A 21,883-nucleotide genomic window follows, 5' to 3' on the forward strand; every position below is an offset into this window, starting at 1 on the left:
TTTGTCGGTCAAACAGGAGAGTATGGAATGTCGATTTTTTCGGGTATCTGGATTCCGCTGGTCACGCCGTTTGAGAACGGCCGAGTCGATCACGATGCGCTGCGAAGACTGGTGAGGTCTTACGTTGAAGCCAAGGTAGCAGGGTTTGTTGCGCTGGGAACAACGGGCGAACCTTCGTCGCTCGATCACGGCGAGCAGGCTGAAGTGCTGACCACCATTCTCGATGAAGCCGCGCATCTACCGGTTGTAGTGGGACTTGCTGGGAACAACGACGTGGAGCTTCGCGAGCGGACTTTGCGCTTGAACGAATTGCCCATTGCCGGATTGCTGGTTCCTGCGCCTTATTATGTTCGACCCTCGCAAGCTGGCTTGATAAGCCACTTCATCAACCTCGCCGATACCAGCGCGGTTCCTTTGGTTGTCTATGACATTCCGTATCGAACGGGAGTGAGTCTGGACCTCGCGACCCTGTTGACGCTCGCGGGTCATCCGAACGTTCATGCGATCAAGGATTGCGCCGGATCGCTTGAAACAACGCTTGCGCTGATCCTCGATGGACGTTTGTCAGTACTGGCGGGTGAAGACCTGAATATGTTCAATACGCTATGTCTTGGCGGTCACGGTGCGATCGCGGCGAGTGCGCATGTGCGCGCTGCTGATTTCGTTGCGGTTTATAACGACATCAAGGCTGGGCGTATTGATGAAGGGCGTGCGCGGTTTCATCGGCTGGTGCCGCTCATACAAGCGCTTGTAGCCGAGCCTAATCCGGCACCCGTGAAATGCGCGCTCGATGTCTTGGGAATGATTCGTCCAGAACTTCGTGCGCCGATGACGCCGGCGACTGACCGGCTTCGTGGTCAGCTTGGTGCGTTGCTGTTGAGCTAAAAGAGAATCAGCGCGGCGGCGCTTAGCTGTTTAGAACGGCATGCCAAACGCTTAAAAATATCGCCGCGCTTATTTCACCAAATGCAGTCCCTTAGCCAGCACGATGCCCTTCTCGCGATTGATCAGCCAGATATCGCCGACATTCGCATGCAGCGTTGCCGTGCGTGTGGTGATGTCGGTGGGCTCCTCGTTGCTCGGGTCGGTATGGTCCTTGGTTTGGGTCAGATAAGGCGGCACTACGCGACAGATCAGCACGAGCGCGAGATCGCCGTCTTCCTCCGCGAACGCCTCCGGCGATAAAACGAAGCGTCCATGCACTGTCGTCTTGTTGTGCTTGTTGACGGGATCCAGTTCGACGATATCGATGTTCTGTATAAAGCCCTTTGACTTCGCTTCCGATTCAACCACCAGCTTCCGGCCACGGGGCCCGGTAATAGTCTTCTTGAGAACGATCGTGTCGGGGTGATCAGAGTCCGATAAACCCACGTCGACCGTCATGACGTGGACCTTCGACCGGTAGCGAATGCCAAATGGCGCGGGCACCATGAACGCGAGATCGCGGCTTAGCTTGGCGTCCATCAGCGCGGAGTCGTGCAGCGTCTTCGGCAACGCATCGTTGATCAGATCTTCTACGCGATGCGTGAATGTGCGAGTCTTGCTGTCAGTGAATTTGCGCGCCAGCGCGTCCCTGACGGCGGCCGGATCGTCGCCAGTGAAACCCGGCGTCACCACGATACTGATTGGCGCCACATCCTCCGTTCTCCCGGATGCCGCGATTGCGCTGCTGGCCGACTGAGCCTGCGCTGTTGCTGTTGCACACACGCAAAGAAGAGCACAAGCGGCACTTACGCCCGCTCGTTTTATTTCCTGAAGACTCATTAGCAGACTCCCATGGATATGATCGCGGACCGCCTGGTCTTCGCGCTGCACGAGCAGCATTCGAGTCAATTCATTGTTCTTCAATTCTATTCAATCGTACCCGGCTAGAAAAGATAAATGGGGACATTGGCGCGAGGGCGCGGTATTAAACGTAAGCTGGAGACGTTTGGGTCCGCTAATGTAGAGTTTCTCGGATTGAAGAGCATCCGGAAATCAGCCGCTAAAGGGAAACGCTGGTCTCGAACAACCTTTTCCGCTAGGGGAAGCCAATATGAAGTCTCCCGCTATTCATGTGTCGCGGGGCTCGGGTTCACTGCATGGAACGTTGCGATGAGCGGGCCGCTGAAGGGTATTCGCATCGTCGAGATGGTTGGGCTCGGGCCGTGTCCGTTCGCCGCCATGATGCTCGCCGACATGGGCGCGGAAGTGATCCGCATAGATCGTCAGCCGACTGGCGGTGCGACGCCGTATCCCATGCAAGGCACGAAATTCGATGTGATGGCGCGCGGACGCCGCTCGCTCGCGCTGGATCTCAAGCAACCGGAGGGACGTGAGCTGGTCTTGCATCTTGTTGCTCAAGCCGATGCGTTGATCGAGGGTTTTCGCCCTGGCGTGATGGAGCGGCTAGGTCTTGGGCCGGACGTGTGCCTGGAACGCAATCCGAAAATTGTGTACGGCCGTGTGACGGGCTGGGGGCAGGATGGACCGCTCGCCAAGACTGCGGGGCACGATCTGAATTACATCGCGATGAGCGGGATGCTGCACGAGTTCGGGCGCAGCGACGCACCGCCGGTGCCGCCGCTGAATCTGCTCGGCGATTTTGGCGGTGGTGGCATGATGCTCGCGTTTGGTGTGTTGTGCGCGCTGATGGAAACACGCGGATCGGGCAAGGGCCAGGTGATCGATGCCGCGATGGTCGAAGGCTCCGCGCTGCTCGGCGCGATGATCTACGGCTATAAGGCGTTCGGCGCGTGGACGGGTGAACGAGGCTCGAGCATGCTTGCCGGCGGCGCGCATTTCTACAATACCTACGCGTGTGCGGATGGCAAATTCGTGTCGGTCGGGGCCATCGAACCGCAGTTTTACGCGTTGCTGCTGAAGCTTTGCGGTATTGATGATGCAGCCTTCGATACCCAGATGGACCGCGAACAATGGCCGCTGCTGAAGACGAAAATAGCGGCTATTTTCGCGACGAAAACGCGAGCGGCGTGGTGTGAATTGATGGAAGGGACAGATGTGTGTTTTGCCCCCGTGCTCGATATGGACGAGGCGCCGGAGCATGCGCATAACCGGGCGCGGGGGACGTTTATCGACGTGGAGGGCGTGAAGCAACCGGCCCCGGCGCCGCGGTTTAGCCGCACGATGCCGGAGGTGAGTTCCCCGCCCGCGAGTCCGGGGCAGGATACCGACGCAATTTTGCGGGACTGGAATGTGCCGGGCGAGTTGGTCGAGCGGTTGCGGGGGAAGAAGGGGGGGTGAGGGGCAAGCACCCTTACCCCGCCGGAAACCTCACCAGAATCCGACTGAACGGCACCGACCTGTCGACAGTAACCGCGCCCGCGCCCTTGCCCGCATAGGTCGTCACAAGCCGCATACCAAGCCCTGTCCCTTGCGGTTTCGGGAAGTCGATAGGAAAACCGTCGCCCTCATCCTCCACGGTCAGCAGTACGCCGGCCTCGGACCGTTCCAGCTTCACGCGCACTGTCCCGCGCCCATACTTCAGCGCGTTTGTCACAAGCTCCGCCGTCACCAGCCCGAGCGGTGCGAGCCGCCCGGCGGGCAGCACGATCGACTCGCCTTCCAGCGATACCTCCCGCCCCGCCGTCAGTTCAGCCAGATCGGCCGTCAATCCGCGCAGATATCCAGTCGCATCCGTCGCTTCCGCGCCATCGTCCTGATAGAGCCGGTGATGCACCGACCCGACCGTGCGCACGCGCGTCGCGGCCGCCTGCAAATGCGTGGCGACCGATTTATCCCCGGCGAGATTCGCCTGCAGCGCAAGCAGCGTCTGCACAAGCTGAAGACTGTTGCGAACCCGGTGATGAACCTCCTTCATCATCAGCGCGGAGTTACCCAATTGCGTCTCCTGGCTCAACACGAGCGCCGCGAGTTTCTCCTCGTTCTCGTGCCGCTCGGTGACATCGCGCATGGTCAGCACGATGCGCTTCACGCGTTCATCGACATCAAGAATAGGCGCCACCGATACATCCCACCAGCGGGCGTCGCCAATACGCGTCGGGCAAGGTCCCTCGAATCGCACCGGTTCGCCGCTGGCCGATTTCGCCAGCGCCTGCAGCACTTTCGGGCGCTGATCGTCGGGCCACAGGTCGGCGCAATGCGTGCCGCCCACCTCCGCGAAGTCGTCAATGCTTAGCGCTGCCAGCCCGTTGTCGTTCATGAATTCGACACCGCCATCCAGCGACAGCACCTGGATGCAGTCCGTGCTCGCGTTCAGCACGCTGGTGGAGAACAGCTCGTCGGCGCCGCTCTGCGATTCCGCGGCAAGCCGTTCGCGGCTCATGGAGATGACGTTCGCGATCGATTCCAGGAAAACGATATCGGTTTCGGTGAAGTCTTCGTCGTCGGGGCTATCGGCTTCGAGAATGCCGAAAGTCTCCGGAATGCCGCGAATGGGGACGTTGATGGCGCGCTTGATGCCGTGCCGCGCCAGCAGTTCGGGCGTGCGGAAACGATGCTCGGTGCCCAGGTGATTCGACAAGACCGGCCGGCCGCTGACGAATGCATGGCCGGCGGGGCTGGCGTCGTCGGCGCCGAGCTCCGTGGTGCCGATATCCGCCGCGTCCCAGCCCACGCCGGCTTCCAGCACGAAGGTTTCGCTTTCGGGCTGATAGCGGAGCACCTTGGCAAAGCGCGAATGCAATCCCGCCGATACCGCCTTGCACGCTTCATCGAGAAGTACGTTCGCGCTGTGTACGCGCAGCACGGACGTCGCGAATTGCACCGCGATCTCGTGCTGCATGCGCAGACGGCTTACGGACCGGTCGACGGCACTGCGGATGGTTTCTTCGGGTGGCAATGCATCCATCGGGTTCTCCTTGACCGCGGTGTCGTCCAGCTTTCTTACAGCGATTGGTGCTCAAGGGTCAATTCTAACCGTGGAGACAAAAAGCCTTTATATCTGGCTGGGGTTCAGTCCGGCAAACGGCCTCTCTCGGTATAATCCCGAATGTTATAATCGTAACAACAAGGTGTTAGAATAATGCATCGATTAACCGGAAAATGTTGTGCGCTGCACAACCGGCCATGCTCATGCTCGATGTTGCTTCCCAACCTGTTGTTTCCTTGCGCGGCAAACCGCTCTCCCATCATGAGCAGCAGCGCAATTCTGGCGTGCCGCTGGATCTCTCGTGGGTAGACAGCCTGCGCGTCAACCAATCCGCCGTCGCTCGGCGGGTCGGCACATTAGGCACGCGCCGCGCGGTTAAAAAAGACGCGCAAGCTGCGTGGCTGCTCAAGGCCATCACCTGCATCGACCTGACTACGCTCAATGGCGACGACACCGCCGCCCGCGTCGAGCGCCTGTGCGCCAAAGCGCGCCATCCGGTTCGCGACGACCTGCTCGAGTCGCTCGGCATGCCGGCCGGCTCCATCAAGACCGGCGCCGTGTGCGTGTATCACCGCTTCGTCGGCACGGCGGTCGCCGCGCTCGCAGGCAGCGGCATTCCCGTCGCGGCCGTCTCCACGGGCTTTCCAGCAGGTCTCATTCCGCATCCGCTGAAGTTGAAGGAAATCGAGGCGTCGGTGAAAGACGGCGCGGCGGAAATCGATATTGTCGTCACGCGTGAACACGTACTCACCGGGAACTGGCAAGCGCTCTACGACGAAATGCGCGACTTCCGCGCTGCCTGCGGCCCGGCGCATATCAAGGCGATTCTCGCGACCGGCGACATCCGCACGCTATCGAACATCGCCAAGGCGTCCATGGTCTGCATGATGGCCGGCGCGGATTTCATCAAGACGTCCACCGGCAAGGAAGGCGTCAACGCCACGCTCGACGTCTCGCTCGTCATGGTGCGCATGATCCGCGATTACCTTGAGCGGACCGGCGTGATGATCGGCTTTAAACCAGCAGGCGGCGTGTCCACCGCCAAGTCGGTGCTCGAATACCAGATCCTGATGAAGGAAGAGCTCGGCCGCGAATGGCTCGAACCGGAGTTGTTCCGCATAGGCGCATCAAGCCTTCTCGCCGATATCGAACGTCAGCTCGAGCATCACGTCACCGGCCGCTATTCGGCTTTCCATCGACATCCGGTTGCCTGATCTGCTTGCTTGATTTCGCACCGCACCCTCTCTTACACGAGCTCCCCATGAGCGTAGCCGACTACTTCACCTCGATGGATTACGGACCTGCACCGGAAGACGACGGCGCCGCGCGCGCCTGGCTGGATCAACATGCAACGGGCTTTGGCCATTTCATCGGCGGCGCCTTTCGCGCGCCATCGGCCGGTGAGCAATTCGACTCGCTGGAACCGGCCACCGGACGCGTGATCGCGAGCATCGCGCAGGGCGATCACGCCGATATCGACGCGGCAGTCGATGCTGCGCATCGAGCGCTGCCTGCGTGGCAAGCGCTGGGCGGCGCGGGCCGCGCGCGGCATTTGTATGCGCTCTCGCGCATGGTGCAGCGGCATGCGCGTTTGTTTTCGGTGCTCGAATCGCTGGACAACGGCAAGCCGATTCGCGAGTCGCGTGACATCGATATCCCCCTTGTAGCAAGGCATTTTCTGCATCACGCTGGATGGGCGCAGTTGCAGGATCGCGAGTTCGCCGACTGGGCGCCTCTGGGTGTGATCGGCCAGATCGTGCCGTGGAATTTTCCGCTGCTGATGCTCTCGTGGAAGATCGCACCGGCGCTTGCATTGGGTAATTGCGTCGTGCTGAAGCCCGCGGAATATACGCCGCTGACCGCGTTGTTGTTCGCCGAATTGGCCGCGCGTGCAGGCTTGCCTGCCGGCGTGCTGAACGTGGTCACGGGCGATGGGCGCACGGGCGCTGCATTGGTTGATCACCCGCGCGTGGCGAAGATTGCGTTCACCGGGTCGACGGAAGTGGGCCGGCAGATTCGCGTCGCGACTGCGGGCTCGGGCAAGTCGCTCACGCTTGAACTCGGCGGCAAGTCGCCGTTCATCGTCTTCGACGACGCCGATCTCGACAGCGCCGTGGAAGGTGTCGTCGATGCAATCTGGTTCAACCAGGGCCAGGTCTGCTGTGCCGGTTCGCGGCTGCTGGTGCAGGAAGGGGTTGAGAAGCGCTTCATCGATAAACTGAAACGCCGCATGGACACGCTGCGCGTTGGACCGTCGCTCGACAAGGGCATCGATCTGGGTGCGATCGTGGATACCGTGCAACTCGAACGCATTCGTTCGCTGGTTGAGCGCGGTGTGCAGGAAGGCTGCGAGATTCATCAGCCCAAAGGGCTTCGGATGCCCGAGGAAGGCGCGTTTTATCCGCCTACCCTGGTGACGAATGTCGCGCCCGCGTCCACGCTCGCGCAAGAGGAAATATTCGGGCCGGTGCTGGTGACAATGAGCTTTCGCACGCCTGACGAAGCGGTCGCGCTAGCGAATCATTCACGCTATGGGCTGGCCGCGAGCGTGTGGAGCGAGACGATTGGTCGTGCGCTGGATATCGCGCCGCGCCTGCAATGCGGCGTGGTCTGGATCAACGCGACCAATCTCTTCGACGCCGGTGTCGGCTTCGGCGGGTATCGCGAATCGGGCTTCGGGCGTGAAGGCGGACGCGAGGGGATTTACGAGTATCTGAAGCCGCGTGCGTGGACTAAGCTGGCCGTTCGCTCCGCGCCTGGCGAGCGAGTTGCGCAGCCTTCCTCTTTCGAAGCTGCCACGAATAACGTCAGCGCGCTCGACCGTACCGCGAAGCTGTTTATCGGCGGCAAGCAGGTTCGGCCGGACAGCGGTTATTCGCGGCTCGTGCATGCGCCGTCGGGGATGATCGTCGGCGAAGTGGGCGAGGGTAATCGCAAGGACGTACGTAACGCGGTCGCCGCTGCGCGCAGCGCTGAAAAGTGGTCGCAAGCCAGCACGCATAACCGCGCACAGGTGCTGTATTACCTCGCGGAGAATTTGTCGGCACGGGCCGATGAATTCGCGAAGCAACTTGTGACGCGGACGGGCGTGTCTGCCGCCGATGCCGAGCGTGAAGTGGAAGCATCGATCACGCGTTTGTTCACGTACGGCGCGTGGGCCGACAAGTTCGATGGCGCGGTGCATTCGCCGCCGCTCAGAGGCGTTGCGCTGGCGATGCACGAACCGCTCGGCGTGATCGGCGTGGTGTGTCCGGACGAAGCGCCGTTGCTGGGTCTCGTCTCGCTGATCGCACCGGCGCTTGCGTTGGGTAATCGTGTGGTCGCCGTGCCGAGCGAAACGTGCCCGATGATGGCGACCGATTTTTATCAGGTCGTGGAGACCTCGGATGTACCGGCAGGTGCGTTGAACATTGTCACCGGCGAGCGTAAGGCGTTGGCGTCGACCCTGGCGAAACACGACGATGTAGACGCGTTATGGTGCTTCGGCGGCGCGGATTTATCGACACTGACAGAGCGTGAATCGGTGGGCAACCTGAAGCGCACGTTCGTCGATTATGGCCGCGCGTTCGACTGGTTTGATGCCGCGAGCGAAGGCCTGCCGTTCTTGCGGCAAGCAGTGCAAGTAAAGAACATCTGGATCCCGTACGGAGACTGAGCGCCAGGACGTACGGGTTCGAAACAGACTCATGAGCGATGACCTCGCAACACAGCGAGGCACGCTCAACATGAAGGAGACGTAATGCTGAAGAACCTCGATCCGCTGCTGAACGCCGACGTGCTGCACGCACTGGCCGCAATGGGACACGGCGATGAAGTCGTGATCTGCGACGCCAATTTTCCGGCTGATTCCGTCGCGCGCCAAACGGTGCTCGGCCATGTGCTTCGGCTCGATGGCGCGAATGCGCCGCGGGCGATCCGCGCGGTGTTGTCGGTGTTGCCGCTGGACAGTTTCGTCGATCATCCGGCCGAGCGCATGGAAGTGGTCGGCGATGCCAACGCGCTTCCTGCCGTGCAACGCGAAGCTCAGACCGAAGTGGACGCCGCCGAAGGTCGCGCGACGCCCTTTGCTTCCATCGAACGTTTCGCGTTCTATGAACGCGCCAAGCAAGCCTATTGCGTGATCGCGACGGGCGAAGCGCGCGGGTATGGCTGCTTCATCTTCAAGAAGGGCGTGAACCTTGCGCCTGATGCGCCGGCGTCCGGTACGGAGAGCACGCGATGAACCGCAGTGTCGTCATCCTCGGCATCTACGTGACGGATCTCACCTTCCGCGCCGAGCGCATGCCGCTGCTGGGCGAGACCATCGCCGGATCGGCGTTTGCGATGGGACCGGGCGGCAAGGGCTCGAATCAAGCCGTGGCTGCCGCCCGTGCCGGTGCCGACGTGATCTTCTGCACGCGCCTCGGCGCCGATGCGTTCGGCGATATCGCACGCTCGACGTGGTCCGCCGAAGGCATCACGGCGCGGGCGATCACGACCGATGGCGTGGCAACCGGCGCGGCGCATATCTTCGTCGACGATGCCACGGGCGGCAACGCGATCATCGTTGCAGCAGGTGCGGCCGGACGCTTGTGCCCCGAAGACGTCGAAGCGATAGAAGCCGATATCTCGACCGCCGCCGTGTTCGTGACGCAACTCGAACAACCCGTTCCCGCTGCGCGACGCGGTCTTGAACTCGCGCGCCGTCACGGCGTGACCACCGTGTTCAATCCGGCGCCCGCGCTACCGCTCGACGACGACATCTTCCCGCTCTGCGACTACATCACGCCGAACGAAACCGAAGCAACGGCGCTGACAGGTATCCCGATTGTCTCCGTTGACGACGCACGCCGTGCCGCCGATGTCCTGCTAGGAAAGGGCGTGCGCGCGGTAATCGTGACGCTGGGCGAGGCGGGCGCGTTGCTGCATACGCTGGAACAATCGGTGCTGGTGCCGGCCTTCAATTGCGGCCGCGTGGTCGAGACCGCGGGCGCCGGCGATGGCTTCACCGGCGGCTTTGCTGCAGCGCTCGCACGCGGCGAAAGCCCGTTGGACGCGGTGCGTTTCGGCTGCGCGCTGGCGAGCTTGTCAGTCACGCGCGCCGGCACCGCGCCGTCCATGCCGACGCTCGCTGAAATTGAAGCCGTGCTTGCCGAGCCTGCGAAGTCCGGCAGCGCGCCGGCTCATCAATCTTGAACGGAGGAGCGCCTCGATGAATACATCGAAATGGCTCGCCGACCGGCAACTGAATTTTCTTGTCGGCGTGAACCTGCTGGTCGTGATCGTCGCGACCGTGTTGTCGCATGGCCAGTTCGTCGATATCGACAACCTCCAGTCCATGGGTAGTCAGTTGCCCGAACTAGGCCTGCTTGCACTTGGCATCATGCTTTCGATGGTCTCGGGTAATGGCGGTATCGACTTGTCGGGTGTCGCGCTCGCGAACCTCTCGGGCATGGTGGCCGCACAACTGCTGCCCATGCTCGTTTCCGCCGATAACTCCCCGTCGCTTTACACCGCCGTGTTCTGCGTGATTACCGTGGCTCTCGGCGCGATTGGCGGCTTGATGAACGGCGTGATCATCGCGCGTTTGAAACTCACGCCAATTCTCTGCACGCTCGGTACGTCGCTGCTGTTCACAGGCATTGCCGTGGTGTTGAGCAATGGTGCGTCGGTGCGGGTGGAATACGTCGATGCCCTCTCCGACATCGGCAACGGCACCTTCCTGCAAGTGCCTATCTCGCTGTGGATCTTCGTGGCCACCGTGTTGCTGCTCGGCTGGGTGTTGAAGCGCACGCCTTTCGGATTGCGGCTTTATTTAATGGGCACAAATCCGAAAGCGGCATTCTATGCCGGCATTCCGCGCGACCGCATGTTGATCCTCACGTACGGCATGTGCGGCGTGCTCGCGTCGCTCGCCGGGTTGATCAGCGCGACGCATACGTCGAGTGCGAAGTGGGATTACGGCAACTCGTACTTGCTGATCGCGATCCTGATCGCGGTGATGGGCGGCGTGAATCCGGCGGGTGGTTATGGGCGGATTATCTGCGTTTTCCTGGCCGCGACCGTGCTCCAGTTCCTGTCGAGCCTGTTCAACTTGCTGGGCGTCTCGCAGTTCTTCGGCGATTGCGCGTGGGGCTTCCTGCTGCTTGCATCGCTTGCGTTAGCGGGTGGAGAACGCGTGCGCGCGATCTTCGGGCTGGGCGGCGCAGCACCTGTTTCCAAGGTGCCAAAAACACCAGCGCCACCCATGGCATGACTGCATGAACCAAGTTTCGTCAGCTTCAAAATTTCACCTCATGTGCATCACAGACACACCATAACGGAGACAACGCATGAAACTGAATCGAATCGCCATCGCGCTTACCGCAGTCACGCTTGCGGCCGGAGCCATTGCTGTCGCGCAGGCTGCGACCGATCAAACCATCGTCACGGTGGTGAAGGTCACGGGGATCAACTGGTTCAACCGCATGGACGACGGCGTGAAGGAATTCGCGAAGGACAATCCCGGCGTGAACGCATATCAGACCGGACCGGGACGCGCGGACGCTGCGCAACAACTGAAGATCATCGAAGATTTGATCGCGAAGAAAGTCACGGCGATCGCAGTCGTTCCCTACGATCCGCCGACCCTCGAACCGGCGCTGAAGAAAGCAATGGATCGCGGCATCAAGGTCGTTACGCATGAAGCGGACAACGAGAAGAACACGATGGTCGACATCGAAGCCTTCGACAACACCGCGTACGGCGCCGGCCTGAATGAACGTCTGGCGAAATGCATGGGCGACCAGGGCAAATGGGCGGTGCTGGTCGGCTCGCTCGGCAGCCGTTCGCAGGTTCAGTGGGCGGATGGCGGTATCGGCAATGCGAAGCAAAAGTACCCGAAGATGGATCTGGTCGAGCCGAAACTTGAAACCAATAACGACGGCGAACGCGCTTACCAGGTTGCGAAGGAAGTGCTGCGCAAACATCCGGACCTGACGGGCTTCCAAGGGTCGTCGTCGCTGGACGTGATCGGCATTGGACGCGCAGTGGAAGAGGCCGGCAAGATTGGCAAGATCTGCGTGTACGGCACGGGTCTGCCGACAGAAGCCGGCAAGTTCCTGGAGAGCGGCGCGATCAACGGCATTGCGTTCTGGGATCCGAAGCTCGCTGGTATCGCGATGAACAAGATTGCGAAGATGCTGATCGATGGCAAGACGGTAGAGAACGGTACGGACCTGGGTCTCGTTGGTTATAACAAGGTCACGGTCACCAAGGGTCCGGGCAAGGGCATCATCGTGCGCGGCACCGGTTGGGTGGACGTCGACAAGACCAACTACAAGCAATATCCGTTCTGATTGTCTTCACGTAGCAGCAAAGCGCGCACGGTTGCCGTGCGCGCTGTCTTCAGGAAGTTGAAAGGGTTGAAGGTTCAATGATGAGTACAGTGCCGCTTCTTGAAGTCGTCGATATCCACAAGCGCTTTACCGGCGTGTACGCGCTGCGTGGCGTGAGTCTTTCGTTCCAGCGCGGGCAGATCTATCACCTGCTGGGTGAGAACGGCTGCGGCAAGAGCACGCTGATCAAGATCATCTCCGGTGCGCAGCCGCCCGATCAGGGCGAGCTTGTGATCGAAGGCGTCAGGCATGCGCGGCTTGCACCGCTAGAGGCGTTGTCGGCGGGTATCGAAACCGTGTATCAGGATCTTTCGCTGCTGCCAAACATGAGCGTGGCGGAGAACGTGGCATTGACCGCGGAACTGGCCGCACACGCGGGGCGGCTTGCGCGGACCTTCGATCGCCGTGCGCTGGCGAAAACGGCGGCGCGTGCTTTGGAAGCGGTGGGTTTGCCTGGCGATGCCGATTTTCAGGCCACGCTGGTCGAGCAATTGCCGCTGGCGACGCGGCAACTCGTGGCTATTGCGCGCGCGATTGCGAGCGAGGCGAAGTTCGTCATCATGGATGAGCCGACTACGTCGCTGACGCAAAAGGAAGTCGACAACCTGATCGCCGTACTGGCGAAGCTGCGTGCCGATGGCGTCGCCGTACTGTTCGTGAGCCACAAGCTGGATGAGTGTTACGCGATCGGCGGTGAAGTGATCGTTCTGCGCGACGGCCAGAAGATGGCGCAGGGACCGATCGACAATTATACGAAGGCGCAGATTGGCGAATTGATGACGGGCAAGCAGTTGTCGAATGAGCGATACCGGCAGGCTGAAGTCATGGATGGTCACGACGTTGTGCTGGATGTGAAGGCGTTATCGCGCTCACGTCAGTTCGCCGATGTCACGTTCGCGCTGCATCGCGGAGAGATTCTTGGCGTGACGGGCTTGCTCGACTCGGGGCGCAACGAACTGGCGCGTGCATTGGCCGGCGTCGCGCCTGCGGATAGCGGCACAGTCACGCTGGACGGTTCCATCGTGAGGCTCAAGACGCCTTCCGATGCAAAGTGGCAACGGATTGGCTATGTACCGGAAGACCGCTTGAATGAAGGCCTTTTCCTCGATAAATCCATTCGCGACAACGTCATCACCGCGATGATTTCAAGTTTGCGCGACCGCTTTGGACAGGTTGACCGGAAGCGCGCACGCGAGCTTGCTGAGCGCACCGTCAAGGAGTTGCAGATCGCGACGCCTGACGTCGATAAACCGGTCCAGTCGCTTTCCGGCGGCAACCAGCAGCGCGTATTGATCGGCCGATGGCTGGCTATTGATCCGCGTGTGTTGATCCTGCACGGCCCGACCGTGGGCGTGGATGTGGGATCGAAGGACATCATTTACCGCATCATGCAGCGGCTGGCGGAGCAGGGCATCGGCATCATTTTGATCAGCGATGACTTGCCTGAGTTGCTGCAGAACTGCGACCGAATTTTGATGATGAAGAAGGGGCGGGTCTCGAACGAATATCGAGCGGAGCAGTTGACCGAAGCCGATCTTTATCACGCTTTACTTTCAGAGGCAGCATGAGCGAGTCACTTCATCGCGTTGCTCAGACATCGCAAGGCGCAACGGCGCCCAGTCCCGTATTGGCCGAGGTTGCGCCGCCACTTCGGCAACTCAGTTTTACTGCACGGTTGATGCGGAATCCTGAATGGTTCACGCTTGGGCTGATTCTCGTGACGTGTGTGGTGGTGGGCACGTTGAATCCGCGCTTCTTCCAGTTCGCGACACTCTTCGATTTGCTGCATTCGGGGACGACGGTGTCGTTGTTCGCAATGGGGACGCTGGTTGTGCTGGCATCGGGCGGTATCGATGTGTCTTTTACAGCCATTGCCGCTTTTACGATGTATTCCATCACCAAGGCCGTTTTTGCGTGGTGGCCCGATGCGCCATTTTTTCTGATTCTGGTTTGCGGCGCGGTGGGCGGCGTGTTGCTTGGGCTGATCAATGGCGTGCTGGTGCATCGGCTGAAGGCGCCTTCGTTGATCGTGACCATTGGCACGCAGTATCTGTATCGCGGGTTGTTGCTGACGTTCGTGGGCACGCAGTTCTTCATGAATATCCCGCATAGCATGGACAGCTTCGGGCAGTTGCCGCTGTTTTTCTATCACACGAACGATGGGCTTCGGGCAGTGCTGCCGGTCTCGGTGATCGCGCTGTTTCTCGCGGCGGCCGTGACGTGGTGGTTGCTTAACCGCACGATGATGGGACGCGGTGTGTACGCGATGGGCGGCAGTTTGCCGATCGCCGAGCGGCTTGGTTATAACCTGCGGGCTATTCACCTGTTTGTGTTTGGGTACACCGGGATGCTCGCCGGGATTGCCGGGATTCTGCATGTATCGACGAATCGGCTGGCGAATCCGTTCGACCTGGTCGGGACTGAACTGGACGTGATCGCGGCGGTGATTCTTGGCGGGGCGCGGATTACCGGCGGGACGGGGACGGTGGTCGGGACGTTGTTGGGCGTGGTCCTGGTTACGCTGATCAATAGCGTGCTGATTCTGATCGGCGTGCCGAGTACCTGGCAAAAAGTGATTATCGGAGCGTTTATTCTGGTGGCGGGGACGTTGTTCGCGCTGGGGAGAAGGGCGGCTTAGGGGAGGTTGATTTTACTTACGGGCAGTCGGAGACCGACTGCCCGTAAGTTTGCCGGGCTCACCGCGGTCTCACTTCCTCACCTCCATCCCCTTCTCCGTGATCAGCGAATTAAACTGATCCAGTTGGGAAAACCGCACTGCCTTGACCTTCCCCAGTTTGCTGGCATCGACTACAAGATGCCTCTCAACCGCGCTCTCCATGGCAGCCTGTTTGATTGCCACTTCGTGAAAATTCCAGCACGTCACACCGCGCGCCTCATCCACGCCGCCGGCCGATATAAACGCCTTGTTAATGCCCATTCGATGCAACGTCTCAATGCTCTCATTGCTCGAAAACGAATCCGACGAGGGCGCATAAACGCCGCCTAACAAAATCATCCGCACGTTGGTCTTGCGCCGCAAAATTTCGGCGACATTCAGCGAATAACACAGCACCGTTAAATGCATCTCGGCCGGAATGAGCCGCGCCAGGGTGGTCAGCGTCGTCCCGCAATCGATGAAAATAGTCTCGTTGTCAGTCAGCAACCGTGCAGCGACCGCCGATGCTTCGGCCTTGGCCTGCGCAAAATGATCCTTCTCTTCATCGATGGTATAACCCGCGCCGTTCGGGACATCCGAAGCGCGAACGATATAACCGCCAAGGTAAGTGAACGTCCCCGGACTCGCCGCTATGTCGCGGCGAACCGTCATCTCCGATACATCGAGCAAGGTCGCCGCATCGCGAAGACGCATCACACTTTGCTCACGCAAAGCATCGGCAAGAACACGCAAACGATCGCTTTTGGTCATTCGCTGAGGACAGTGGACGCAAGCCGCGCGTCGTGGATGTGGTTGTTAGATTTTGTTCGCTAGATGAAATGATTATAACAAGCGAACCCGCGAAAAGTGATCGGGGAAAACGCTTTGCAATGGAGAGGTTGGTGAAGCGCAAGGCGGGGACTACCCGCCGGAGCGTGCCCGGATCAGCGCGGCAGCCGAGGGAATCGATATCTGCTCTATCGCTACTTTGGCGACATTCGGCAACGCGTCTTCCGCGAGTTGGATCAGCGTGCGCCCCGGTGGCATCTCAACGAACACCTGTGCGCCGAGTTCACCCAGCACGATAGTGGAGTCGTGCCAGCGAACGGGATATCGCAAGTTCGTTGCGAGGTCGGCACGGATAGCGTCGGCCTGGCGCAAGGGCCGTGCGCCGCGATTGCTGATGTAGGGAACCGATGGCGCATGGAACGTGATCTTGCTTGCGGCTTCGGTGAGTTCGCGAGCGGCGTCGTCGAGTAGAACGCAGTGAGACGGCACGCCGACCGCCAACCGCTCGGCCTTGCGCGCGCCAGCTTTCAATGCGCATTCGCGGACGTGGTCGAGGTCAGCATCGGCGCCTGCCACTACGATTTGTCGCGGCGCATTCAAATTTGCAATGTACGCGGCCTGCGCGTGAGCATTCGCGATCACGGTATTCAGTTCGCGTTCACTCAAGCCCGACACCGCCAGCATCCCGTAGCCGTGGGGAAAAGCATTCTCCATCAATTGCGCGCGAAGCTGAAGGAGCCGCAACGCGTCGCTAAAAGAAACCGCATTGCATGCAACCGCAGCGCCATACGCTCCCACCGATAAACCCGCTACCGCATCCGGCTCGATCCCTTCATCCTGCAATGCTCGCACGGTCGCGACGCTGGCAACAAGCAAGCTGAGTTGCACCGCTACGGTTGACGTCAAAGCGTCGGCGCGATCGAGCGAGAGCATATCGATATGCAGTACATCCGATGCTTCCTCGATGGTTTCAGCAATACGCGCGTGCGGCGTCGCGCCACCTAGCGTGTGTAAAAAGCCCGCGAATTGCGAACCCTGGCCGGGGAAGAGGAACGCGATCATGTTGCTTGGCTCGTTTGCCAAGGGTCGGCAACGAGCTTCGGACCATCGGCGCATCGCAGCATGACACGTGCGCCGGGATGCGCATATTCGGCCAGCGAGAATGCGCCGTCGTTTGTCTGGATCTGGATGTCGATGCGCGTGCCGTGGTCGAGCGCGGCTTGAGAGAGGGCATTGAATAAAGTGTTCGCAGTGGCGCGGTCGAGCGGCTCAGGCGCACGCAGCACCAGGTCGAGATCGCTTGTTTGCGTGACCGTCGGACAGCCACTGGCGAGCTCAAAGCCAGCGCTGCCAGTAGGTCCCCAAGCGTGGCCGCTCGAATCGCACAGTGGCGTAATTGCTTGCAGCAATGCAAACGCGGGCAAGTTCGCGCGCGTTGTTGAGCGCTTCAAATTTGCAAGAAGCGTCTCGGGTTGCAACACGTGCTCAACATAACGCGCATCAAGCCACGAGCCGAAACGCTTGCTCCGCACTTCGCCACGAATGCCAACCGCGATCAAATCATTCACGGACGCCGCGCGTCGAACCACTACGAACGGTGCGCGTTTTAGCGATGCTGCAACCCACGCCGGCGCATCGGGAAAATCCGGCGTTCCCGGCGCGAGCCGCAACAGGTCGTGCGGATTCACGACGCGTCCCATTGCTCCGCCATGCGCTTGCGGACTTCTATCGACGCCGCGCGAATCTTCTTGGCATCGTCGGATTGCAATCGCGATGAAAGATCGCGTGGACCTTTCCGGGCATCGTCGATCGCAGCGATCAGCGAACTACGCACGCGGTCGATATCGTCATTCCCGGGCGCATCCGCATTGATGCCGGCAATCAGTTCATGCAGCAGCCCGAGCTTGGCGTAAGCACTCATCTTGTACGACATGGGCAAGACGCGATCGCCGAGTTCATCCAGTCCTTCAACGCTGCGACGCGTGACCCGCGCGGCGGCTTCCTTGCCCATCGCGTGCACGCTGATGCCATCCGCGTCGAGCGCGATGATCCGGTTCGCCTGATAACCATGCGCGAGAAAAGCACCGGACATTGCCGGGCCGACAATCAGCGCGATCACCGGATGCCCGGCGAGCCGCGCGCTTGCATAGGCATCGACACCGGCCGCACACGCAAGATGAACACCGAGCAGCTCTTCGCGACGACCGTATGCCTGGCTCTTCACATCGACAATAGCCACGATCGGACGCTTCATTGCAGCATCGCGATCCGCATCCATCGCGTCACGTACGGCGAGTGCAAGCAACCAGCCTTGTTCGAGGCCGACGACGTTATCGGTCGCGCGCGGAAAGCGGTTATGCGGATCGGGCACGATGCTGATGAAACGTGCGCGCGTGTCGCCAAGCGGTGCGTCAGCGCTGCGGATCGGACCTTCGTGGCCTTCGTTGCCCGAGGCCGGCTGAGCGTTCGACGTCAATGCGTCGAACCAGATTTGTCCACGTGATGCGTTCATCACACTTCTCCTTGCCAAAGCGTCCGCAACACAGCGGGGTCGATTGCCGATGGATCCACGCGCGCAAGCCGTTCAAGTTGTGCATCGACTTGTTCGGTCCGATGGCTCGCCGGCACGCCGCTTTTGAACGCGCTGAGCACAGCGTTGAGAACTTCGTTGGTATCGTCTTCCACGAGGGCATCAACCAGGCCCACCGCTGCTCGTTGCTCACCGCCGATCATCGACCAGATGAGGCGCCGGTCGCGTGAATCGAGTTCTTCAACGCCTGCTTCCTGTTCGATAACCTCAGGCCCGTTCATCCCGAGCCGTGCCTGTCGCGTCATAATCAAGCGCGTGCACAATGCCGCCGCGAGCGACATGCCGCCGAAGCAACCCACCATGCCACCGATCACGCCGACCACCGGGACATATCGGCGCAAGGCGACGATTCCCGCCTGGATCTCGGCGATCACTGCGAGCCCAAGATTCGCTTCCTGCAGCCGGACGCCGCCCGTTTCGAACAGGATCACCGGCAGGATCTTGCGGCCTGCTTCGAACTCGCGCACAGCCATTTCAAGTGCCGCCGCGATCTTCGCCCCCGACACTTCGCCGATACTGCCGCCTTGAAACGCAGGCTCGATCGCCGCGATCACCGCCGCTTCGCCACCAAGCGTACCGCGCGCAATGACCGCGCCGTCGTCGGCTTGGCAGACCACGTTCTGCATGGCGAGCCACGGCGATTCGAGCCGGTCGAACGGTCCGATCAACTCGCGGAAGGTGCCGGCATCGAGCAAAGCGCGCGCACGTTCGCGTGCGGTCAGTTCGATAAAACTATGCTGCGCGATGAAGTTCTCGTGAGCGTTCATGACGCAACTCCTTCACTCGCTTCCACGGCTTCGGCGAGCCGCAGCATGACCACGCCGGGCGTTGCGCCGAAGTCATTAAGTTCGAGGCGCGCGGCGCCGTCGTAGCGTGAGAAGAAGCGGTCAAGCACGCTTTTCCATACGTGTTCGTAACCGTCGACGCTCGTGCGGATCACAACTTCCGCATGTTCACTCTCCGATGGCGACAGCAGGATTTCCAGGTCACCCGAGCCGACCACGCCCACATGCGCGCGTTGCGGCACGGGGCGGGTGGCGGGATATTCGTAGCGCAAGTTTTCCATGACGTGTTCTCCGCGTCAGTCGACGCGCGGCAGGGTATCGAGGAAGAGGGTGGCAGCCAGCAAATCCGCTGCGCCTCCGGGAGATGCGTTCAATTCAGTCAGACGTTGATCGAGGCGGGCGAGCGCGGCGCGGCCTTGCGGCCGTGCTGCTCCGCCAGCCTGCAGTGCAATGCGTGCGCCTGTTTGCGCGGCCTCAAGTGCGACCCGACCGCCGCGATGCAGCAGGCAGGTATCGTCGAGCGTCGCGATGATGGCGAGCAATGCATCGAGCCTCGCTTCATCTTCGGTCGCGCCGTTCGCACGCGAACGATGCAACGCAGGCAAGCCGGCCTCACGTACGTGCGGGAAACCTTCCGCCGCCTGACCGCGTGCGCCGGCTACACCGAAACGTTGGACAACGCGGGCACCGTTACTCATCGCATCAGGCGCGAAACGGTCCTCGAAACGTGCGATGGCGGAAGCTTGCGTACAGAGTTCCAATGGCCCGGCCAATGAAGTCATTGCCGCCGCCGCGCATAACAAGCCAACAATCCATATCGCCCCGCGATGTGCATTGCTGCCATTCGTTGCGCGCAGCATGGCCACTTCACCTCCACGGCCGATCCGCGCAAGTTGCTCGCGCAGCCGTTGCGAAGGTTTTTGACCGACCGCCGCGCGCGCCAGTGCAAGGAACGTCGGCCGCAACGAATGTGCCGAACGCAGCATGGTGTCGAGGTCGAGATCACGATGCGCACCGCTTCCGCGCCGGTCCACCAACGCTGGCTTCGGCGTGAGACTCGCTTCGTCGATCAACGCAGCGACCGCAAGCTCCGCGAGCGCCGACGGGTCACACGTAACGTCGAGGAATACAGGTTGAGTGCAGGCCATCGCGGCTCACCAGCTGCGGAATTGTGGCGGCGGCTGATACAGCCCACCCGACCACGCAACCAGATCGTCGATACTCCGTGCCGCCAGCAGCGAGCGCTTCGCCTCTCCGCGCCGGATGCCGAGGTCTTCCGGGTACGCAACAATGCCTCGCCGCCGCAGCTCCGCCGTCTTGACGGGGTCAGCGCGCATGCCGATAGGTGTAACGCCCGCCACCGCACGCAACGCCGCACGGCGCTCTTCAACGCCTTCGGCGGCGTGCAGGTACGCGATCCCTTCTTCGGTCACTACGTGACTCACATCGTCGCCATAGATCATGACCGGGGCTATCGGCATGTTGCTTTGCTTGCCGACGGCGATGGCATCGAGCGCATCGACGATAGTCGGCTCACCGCCTTTCTTGAAGGTCTCGGCGGTTTGAACAACCAGCTTATGCCCGCGTCCGATAGCGTTGTTCGGTCCATCGTTTTTCATCAGCTTCAACCACGCTTCGCTCGAATGACGGCGCCCGCGCGGATCGTGTCCCATGTTCGGCGCACCGCCGAATCCAGCAAGGCGGCCCAGCGTGACAGTCGATGAATTCGCGTCGGCGTCCATCTGCAACGTCGAGCCGATAAACAGATCGACGCCATATTGCCCCGCGAGCTGGCACAACACGCGGTTCGATCGGAGGCTGCCGTCGCGGCCCGTGAAGAACACATCCGAGCGCGCTTCGATGTAATCCTCCATGCCCACTTCGCTGCCGAAGCAATGCACGCTTTCGACCCAGCCGCTTTCGATGGCCGGGATCAGCGTGGGATGCGGATTGAGCGCCCAGTGCGTGCAGATCTTTCCCTTCAGCCCGTGCGCTGCGCCATAAGTGGGCAGCAGCAATTCGATCGCGGCGGTGTCGAAGCCAATGCCGTGGTTCAGCGCCTTCACGCCATAACGCTCGTAGATCCCGCGGATGCTCATCATGGCCATGAGGATCTGCAACTCGCCGATATGACGCGGGTCGCGCGTGAACAGCGGCTCGACGGCAAACGGCCGGTCGGCTTGCACGACGACATCGACCCATGAGCCGGGGATATCGACACGCGGCAGTTCATCGACGATCTCGTTCACCTGCGCCACCACGATGCCATGACGGAACGCGGTCGCCTCCACAATGGTCGGCGTGTCCTCGGTGTTCGGGCCCGTATACAAATTGCCGTGGCGATCGGCCTGCACGGCGCAGACCAGCGCGACTTGCGGCGTCAGGTCGATAAACATACGTGCATACAGTTCTATATACGTATAGATCGCGCCGATTTCGAGTTGCCCGTCTTCGAGCAACTGTGCGACGCGCAGACTCTGCGGCCCCGCAAACGAGAAGTCCACCTTGCGGGCGATGCCGCGCTCGAACAGCGTCAAGTGTTCCGGCCGGCTGATGCTGGAAATCAGCAGATGAACGTCTTGCACGCGCGCCGGATCGAGTTTCGCAAACGCACGAGAGAGGAAGTCGGCCTGCTTCTGGTTGTTGCCTTCCAGCGCGACACGATCGCCGGATTGGATCAGTGTTTCGAGGGCGTCGACAATGCGTTCTGCCTTGAGCACGCCATTGTCGAGCCAACCTTCGATTGCTTTCAGGCGACGCGCTTTTTCAAGCGCACGCGTGTTCCACTGGCGCGGTCCTGGGGTGATGCCGGCTTGTGCGGGGGGATTCATGCGGTGGCCTCGGTGTTGGGCAGGATCAGCGAAACGACATCAGCGT

20 protein-coding genes are annotated in these 21,883 nt (G+C 60.9%); 10 read left to right on the plus strand and 10 right to left on the minus strand.

What is annotated here, in order from left to right:
* Positions 1–27: 27 nt before the first annotated feature.
* Positions 28–885 (plus strand): 4-hydroxy-tetrahydrodipicolinate synthase, encoded by an 858-nt coding sequence (dapA, locus tag ACMX25_RS19050; RefSeq protein ID WP_414951626.1) that lies wholly within the window; start codon positions 28–30, stop codon positions 883–885.
* Between the two features lie 69 nt (positions 886–954).
* On the opposite strand, the gene ACMX25_RS19055 is transcribed toward dapA, so the two are convergent.
* Positions 955–1,635, minus strand: coding sequence for a hypothetical protein (locus ACMX25_RS19055; protein ID WP_414951627.1), 681 nt, complete (start codon positions 1,633–1,635; stop codon positions 955–957).
* Between the two features lie 459 nt (positions 1,636–2,094).
* Here ACMX25_RS19055 and ACMX25_RS19060 point away from each other — a divergent pair, with 459 nt between their 5' ends.
* Positions 2,095–3,243 (plus strand): CaiB/BaiF CoA transferase family protein, encoded by a 1,149-nt coding sequence (locus tag ACMX25_RS19060; protein ID WP_414951628.1) that lies wholly within the window; start codon positions 2,095–2,097, stop codon positions 3,241–3,243.
* A gap of 13 nt (positions 3,244–3,256) precedes the next feature.
* Here the strand turns inward: ACMX25_RS19060 and ACMX25_RS19065 are convergent, their stop codons facing one another.
* Positions 3,257–4,810 (minus strand): sensor histidine kinase, encoded by a 1,554-nt coding sequence (locus ACMX25_RS19065; protein ID WP_414951629.1) that lies wholly within the window; start codon positions 4,808–4,810, stop codon positions 3,257–3,259.
* Positions 4,811–5,034: 224 nt separating this feature from the next.
* Between ACMX25_RS19065 and deoC the strand changes: the two genes are divergently transcribed.
* The 8 genes from deoC (at position 5,035) to ACMX25_RS19105 (ending at position 14,824) form a co-directional block, all read left to right on the plus strand.
* On the plus strand, positions 5,035–6,045 hold the full coding sequence (gene deoC / locus ACMX25_RS19070) for a deoxyribose-phosphate aldolase (RefSeq protein ID WP_414951630.1): 1,011 nt from the start codon (positions 5,035–5,037) through the stop codon (positions 6,043–6,045).
* Positions 6,046–6,092: 47 nt separating this feature from the next.
* Complete coding sequence (locus ACMX25_RS19075) at positions 6,093–8,486, plus strand: aldehyde dehydrogenase family protein (protein ID WP_414951631.1); 2,394 nt, start codon at positions 6,093–6,095, stop codon at positions 8,484–8,486.
* A gap of 84 nt (positions 8,487–8,570) precedes the next feature.
* Complete coding sequence (locus ACMX25_RS19080) at positions 8,571–9,053, plus strand: RbsD/FucU family protein (protein WP_414951632.1); 483 nt, start codon at positions 8,571–8,573, stop codon at positions 9,051–9,053.
* A complete protein-coding gene (gene rbsK / locus ACMX25_RS19085) occupies positions 9,050–10,006 on the plus strand; it encodes a ribokinase (protein ID WP_414951633.1) in 957 nt (318 codons plus the stop codon). The genes ACMX25_RS19080 and rbsK overlap by 4 nt, the downstream gene beginning before the upstream one ends.
* A 16-nt stretch (positions 10,007–10,022) precedes the next feature.
* Positions 10,023–11,066, plus strand: coding sequence for an ABC transporter permease (locus ACMX25_RS19090; protein WP_414951634.1), 1,044 nt, complete (start codon positions 10,023–10,025; stop codon positions 11,064–11,066).
* A 76-nt stretch (positions 11,067–11,142) separates the two neighbouring features.
* Positions 11,143–12,147, plus strand: a complete 1,005-nt coding sequence (locus tag ACMX25_RS19095) for an autoinducer 2 ABC transporter substrate-binding protein (protein WP_414951635.1) — start codon at positions 11,143–11,145, stop codon at positions 12,145–12,147.
* Positions 12,148–12,224: 77 nt separating this feature from the next.
* Entirely contained in the window at positions 12,225–13,754 is a 1,530-nt protein-coding gene (locus tag ACMX25_RS19100; RefSeq protein WP_414951636.1) for a sugar ABC transporter ATP-binding protein, read from the plus strand.
* Positions 13,751–14,824 carry an ABC transporter permease gene (locus ACMX25_RS19105; protein ID WP_414951637.1) on the plus strand — a complete coding sequence of 358 codons (1,074 nt, stop codon included), beginning with the start codon at positions 13,751–13,753 and terminating at the stop codon, positions 14,822–14,824. Before ACMX25_RS19100 ends, ACMX25_RS19105 begins: the two co-directional genes overlap by 4 nt.
* Positions 14,825–14,893: 69 nt before the next feature.
* Here the strand turns inward: ACMX25_RS19105 and ACMX25_RS19110 are convergent, their stop codons facing one another.
* The 8 genes from ACMX25_RS19110 to mdcA form a co-directional block, all read right to left on the minus strand.
* On the minus strand, positions 14,894–15,613 hold the full coding sequence (locus ACMX25_RS19110; RefSeq protein WP_414951638.1) for a DeoR family transcriptional regulator: 720 nt from the start codon (positions 15,611–15,613) through the stop codon (positions 14,894–14,896).
* Positions 15,614–15,763: 150 nt separating this feature from the next.
* Positions 15,764–16,693, minus strand: a complete 930-nt coding sequence (mdcH, locus tag ACMX25_RS19115; protein WP_414951639.1) for a malonate decarboxylase subunit epsilon — start codon at positions 16,691–16,693, stop codon at positions 15,764–15,766.
* Positions 16,690–17,331, minus strand: coding sequence for a malonate decarboxylase holo-ACP synthase (locus tag ACMX25_RS19120; protein WP_414951640.1), 642 nt, complete (start codon positions 17,329–17,331; stop codon positions 16,690–16,692). The genes mdcH and ACMX25_RS19120 overlap by 4 nt, the downstream gene beginning before the upstream one ends.
* Entirely contained in the window at positions 17,316–18,143 is an 828-nt protein-coding gene (gene mdcE / locus ACMX25_RS19125) for a biotin-independent malonate decarboxylase subunit gamma (protein ID WP_414951641.1), read from the minus strand. The genes ACMX25_RS19120 and mdcE overlap by 16 nt, the downstream gene beginning before the upstream one ends.
* Positions 18,143–18,988 (minus strand): biotin-independent malonate decarboxylase subunit beta, encoded by an 846-nt coding sequence (locus ACMX25_RS19130; protein ID WP_414951642.1) that lies wholly within the window; start codon positions 18,986–18,988, stop codon positions 18,143–18,145. Before ACMX25_RS19130 ends, mdcE begins: the two co-directional genes overlap by 1 nt.
* Positions 18,985–19,287, minus strand: a complete 303-nt coding sequence (locus ACMX25_RS19135; RefSeq protein WP_414951643.1) for a malonate decarboxylase subunit delta — start codon at positions 19,285–19,287, stop codon at positions 18,985–18,987. Before ACMX25_RS19135 ends, ACMX25_RS19130 begins: the two co-directional genes overlap by 4 nt.
* A 15-nt stretch (positions 19,288–19,302) precedes the next feature.
* Positions 19,303–20,154 (minus strand): triphosphoribosyl-dephospho-CoA synthase, encoded by an 852-nt coding sequence (locus ACMX25_RS19140; RefSeq protein WP_414951644.1) that lies wholly within the window; start codon positions 20,152–20,154, stop codon positions 19,303–19,305.
* A gap of 6 nt (positions 20,155–20,160) precedes the next feature.
* Positions 20,161–21,837 (minus strand): malonate decarboxylase subunit alpha, encoded by a 1,677-nt coding sequence (gene mdcA, locus ACMX25_RS19145; protein ID WP_414951645.1) that lies wholly within the window; start codon positions 21,835–21,837, stop codon positions 20,161–20,163.
* Positions 21,838–21,883: the final 46 nt, after the last annotated feature.

It is taken from the genome of Caballeronia eucalypticola, assembly GCF_047608185.1.
In the GTDB taxonomy this organism is placed as follows: Bacteria; Pseudomonadota; Gammaproteobacteria; order Burkholderiales; family Burkholderiaceae; genus Caballeronia.